This window comes from Intestinimonas sp. MSJ-38, assembly GCF_018917925.1.
Taxonomy (GTDB): Bacteria; Bacillota; Clostridia; order Oscillospirales; family Butyricicoccaceae; genus Pseudobutyricicoccus.
In genome coordinates this window covers 1-4,305 of record NZ_JAHLPO010000049.1, presented here as the reverse complement: position 1 = coordinate 4,305, position 4,305 = coordinate 1, and the positions used below count along the sequence as shown (strand labels likewise).

The window sequence follows — 4,305 nt, the reverse complement described above, 5'->3', positions numbered from 1 at the left end:
TCAGATAGATTCGTTCCCAGTCTTGTAGTCTGTGATGATCGCTGATTTCAAACTGTCGAGCCGTTTCTCGATAGCTCAGTTTCTCCTGCTGCATAGTTTCTACGACCAGCTTCTTGAATTCCGGCGTGTATCGTTTGTTTGGTTTTCCTCTTGACATAATAAATCACCCCATCTGTTAGATAGTATATCATACTGTCTAACAAATGGGGTGCAGTTCACAAAGCTGAGGGAATCTTTTTTGCTTTCTCATTGTCTTCCCTGTTTTCCTTTTCCGCCGCTTCTTCCGTTTTTGCTGCACCGATTCCCAGGCTTTTTGCTTCAATGCCTCATCGGCCTGCAGGGAGTCAAGCGCCGTTTTCAGCCTGTTATCCATCATACACCCTCCCCCAGTTTTTCCTTGAGCATATGCCGGGCGCGGGTGAGAAGAGTATACACTGTATTGGCCTTTTTCCCCAATATCTCCCCGATCTGAGACGCTGTATAGCCTTCGTAATAATGAAGATACACCACATCCTTGTATTTCACCGGCAAAGACAGCACGGCCTCCAGCACTTCCCGATGATCCTCGGGAATGGGCGCCGTCTGCATCCACATACCGCCAACCTGCGCTTCTCCCGCCTGCGGCCCAAACCGCGCCGCCAGCCGTAAGAACCACCGCTGCTGCGGCATTCATGGATTTGTGCCGCCCACTCCTGTAGCTCCGCCTGATGTTTCAACTCTGCACTTGTCATCCTGACACCCCCAATATGGCAGTAACGGAACGTTGTGCAACGTTCCGCTACTATTGTCTCATGTGTGTCTATGCGCGGTTAGGTTTGACGGTTCCCACTGTCGAGCATATGGAATAAGGAACCCGGACGTTTGTCCGGGTTCCTTATTTTTCGTTGGTAATACTTACTGCATCGTAATGCTACCGCCGCCTTCGCCGCCGCTGGTGGTGTTACCGAAGGTGTAGGTAGGTCTATTGTTCTCCGGATAAGCCCAATTCGAGCCGGACGAGCCATACCTAAGCCAAATATAGTATTCTGCGTTTGCTTCAAAGTCGCTCTTTTCGAAGGTTACCGAATACTTGCCATCGCTCCCGCGAGTAGCTGTGGCTTTAATTGTTGACTTTTCAATGTCGGCTGCATTGACACTTGTCTTTGCCAATGCCACCTCGACCTTGGCATTTTCCGGCATATTCTGTGTCTGGATGGTGAATGTTGGATTGCCGGTTGCCTGATCATCAGCATAATCCACTTTTGTAAATGCGGGTGTGAGTACCTCTACCGTCATCTCACCCAGCTTCAATGCGTCGGTCGGCTGATACCAGCCGAGAGTGTTTTCCTTCAACTGCAATTTGCTTGGGTCAATGGAAATATTCAGCAATTTCCCGTCGCTGGATGCAGGGACAGGGGAGTTCTCGCTCCATACGCCGCCTATACCGCCGGTCATAACGGAAACAGTCACATTCAGTCCTGTTTCGCTCTTTTCAACCTTATCCACGCTGATATGGCTGAACGAGACTTTGCCAGCATCAGACGCTGTACTCTCCGAATCCATCGTTACACAGCCGTTGGACACGGATGCGATTGCATCAGCACCATTCAGGGTAATCGGAACAACGCCTGTGAATTTTGTAGCGCCTGTAGAGGAAGATGTACCATCGCTTATAGCCCTAAATTGAGGGACAGTGTCCGGCTGGTCTGCGCTCACGCTGATCGGTGCGCCGAGGGTAGCGGTGTAGTTGATTTTACCGATTTCCTTTTGGGTATCATTTCTCGTTACTGTTGCCGTGAAGGTAACTTCCGTCGGCGTTGTCGTTCCGTCTGCTATCTTCGCGCCATAACTATAATGATAACCATTGCTGTCTTTATCACTATCGTTCGTTTCCCCGATAGTGACCTTATCGGAGCCGCTGACTGACCACTCTATTGATACGTCCACACTGCTGTTCGAAACAGAATAGTAGCCATTAAACAGATAATAAGCATAGCCCGGTTGCAGCGGCTGCATGTGTGAGGAATACGCATAGTCACCCTTGCCTGGATTGAGTAACTCATCGTTTACCTGCTGCAGGATATATGCATCCGTGGTGGTGCTTGTGCCTGTTTTGATCGACTTCTCGAATGTAGTTATCTCAGCTTGCAGTGCATCTGCCATGTCATCGCATTCCTTCTGGGATGCAAAGCCAGCTTTTTCTAGATTCCTATACTTCTGATTGTATCTTCCAGTGGTTTCCAGTCTTTTTGTGTCGTAAATCGAACGCCAGCCGTAATTTGATCAGGAGTGCTGTCTTTTATCAGGATTTTTGTCTTATCCGTTGCGGCTTCCTTCTCATCGTCTGTCTGCTTACTCTGCAAGTCCAGATATGCATCCTTCGCCGCCTCAAGCTTAGACTTATTCAGCGCCTTTACGGTCACGGTCGCCTGTACGGTCGTGGAGCCGCTGTAGGTATAGCCGGAGGGTACGGTGAAGCTGCCTTCTGCCGTGAGCGGTGTGTCTGCCGTAGGCTTGCTGTCATACTTTACGCCGCTCGCCCATTTCCACTCTGTCACGGTTGCGCTGATGGTCTTGCCGTCCTTGAGCTTCAGGGTAACGGTCGTAGGGAGCGCTGCCAGCGCTTCATCTGCGGTTTTCTCGCCGTAACCCACTTTGAGTGTTACCTTCTCAGCGCCCGTGATCTCCTTCGAGGCCGTGCTGCTATTGCCGCCGGAGCTGCCGCCCGCGGCAGGCTTGTCGGTTTTGGCAACGGCGGAGCCGTTGACCTTCACATCGGCGGAGCCTGTCGCGCCGACGACCTTGGCGTCGCCCTTGATCTCAGTCTTGACATTTGCCTCAACCGTCTGGATCGTGCCGTTGGCAGTGATCTTCGCATCCTCGCTGCTGTTGACGAGGCGCTCGATGTTGCCTTGGATCTCCACCGTCTGGCCCTTGGCGATGTCGGCGGGGATCTCCACGGTCTTAAAGCCGTCGCCGACGAGAATCGCACCCGACTGGAGCAGGGTGACGCTGACGGTGGTGCTGCCGCTGGTGACGACGCGGACTCTGCCGTCAAGCTTGTTGACGACCACGCCGCCGTTCGCGCGGACATTGTTCATGTAGATGGAGTTCACACCGCCGCCGCGCACGATGGTGCGGCCGGTGATGGTCACGCCGTTAAGATGGACCTCGCCCACGCCGACGCCCTCGGCAATGATGAGGTCGCCGTTGATGGTCATGTCGCTGAGCTTCGCGCCCGCGCCGCGAACGACCACATTGCCGTCCACTCTGCCGCTGGCGCTCTCGCCCTCGCTCACGAGCTTGCCGAGCGCACGGTCAAGAATGGCGACCGTCTCAGCGCGGGTGATGGCTTCCGTGGGGCGGAACAGGCCGTTTGCGCCCTGAATGAGGCCCTTTGCAGCCATCAGTCCAACCGCGTCAGCCGCCCAAGAGGCGATCTGCCCGCGGTCGGAGAACTGCGCCACAGAGCCGCCGCCCTCAAGACCGAGGGCACGGCAGAGCAACACAGCAGCCTCCTGTCGGGTGATGGGGTCGGTGGGGCGCACCGTTCCGTTGCTGCCGAGCATCACGCCCACAGCGTTGGCCTTAAGCACCGCGTCCGTGTAAAAGGCTTCGCCAAGGTCTGAGAAGCTGTTCTTCGCCGCCGTCTGATAGTCCATCAGACGGTCAAGAATGACAGCCATCTCGCCGCGTGTGATATTCTTGTTCGGGAAGAACTGGCCGTTGTAGCCTTCAATCAGACCAAGTCTGCTGAAGCCTTCGATGGTCTCTGCTGCCCAGTGACCATCCGTGTCGCGGTAGATCAGCTCTGCCGCGCCCGCGCCTACCGTGAACAGACTGACTGTCATGGCGAACACGAGAATGAGGGATAGGATTTTACATTTCATGATCTTCCTCCTACTGTATATTTTCCGCGGCTCCCCGCGGTTGGGGTACGGAAAGTCAAGAGACTGCTATATGAAAAAGCGGAAAGCAGGCGATATACAATCAGTCTCTCACAAAGCCCCCATAGCTATGCGCCGTCACAGCCCGGTGAGCTTGCCGGGATTTGTCATTTGCGGTGCAGAACACTTGTTACTCTCCCCGTTGGGGAGAGTAACAAGCAGGGCCCTGCTTGTCGGCGTGCTTTGCAAATTTTGCATATTATTGTACCCCATTTTATTCTATTTTTCAATACATTCTACGCATTTGGTTTCCAGCCACTTGTAGGTTTGTCAAACATATTGGACAGTGACCTCAGCGGGAGCCATCCAGCGGAGGGGTCTCATGGGCAAGTTGTTGGAGCGGCGGTTGTGGACGGCAAGCTGCTTTGCAAAGTCGTCC

General features: G+C 53.8%; 4 protein-coding genes. All 4 read right to left on the bottom strand.

Annotated elements, in window-relative coordinates; all coding sequences use genetic code 11:
* Positions 1-157: transposase (locus KQI26_RS15565; RefSeq protein ID WP_216505015.1), on the bottom strand; the 157-nt coding region annotated here is incomplete at its 3' end.
* Positions 158-372: 215 nt separating this feature from the next.
* On the bottom strand, positions 373-669 hold the full coding sequence (locus KQI26_RS14820) for a sigma-70 family RNA polymerase sigma factor (protein ID WP_371744215.1): 297 nt from the start codon (positions 667-669) through the stop codon (positions 373-375).
* 225 nt (positions 670-894) lie between these two features.
* Entirely contained in the window at positions 895-2,142 is a 1,248-nt protein-coding gene (locus tag KQI26_RS14815) for a hypothetical protein (RefSeq protein ID WP_216505014.1), read from the bottom strand.
* A 38-nt stretch (positions 2,143-2,180) separates the two neighbouring features.
* Entirely contained in the window at positions 2,181-3,869 is a 1,689-nt protein-coding gene (locus tag KQI26_RS14810; RefSeq protein WP_216505013.1) for an S-layer homology domain-containing protein, read from the bottom strand.
* Between the last annotated feature and the right edge of the window lie 436 nt (positions 3,870-4,305).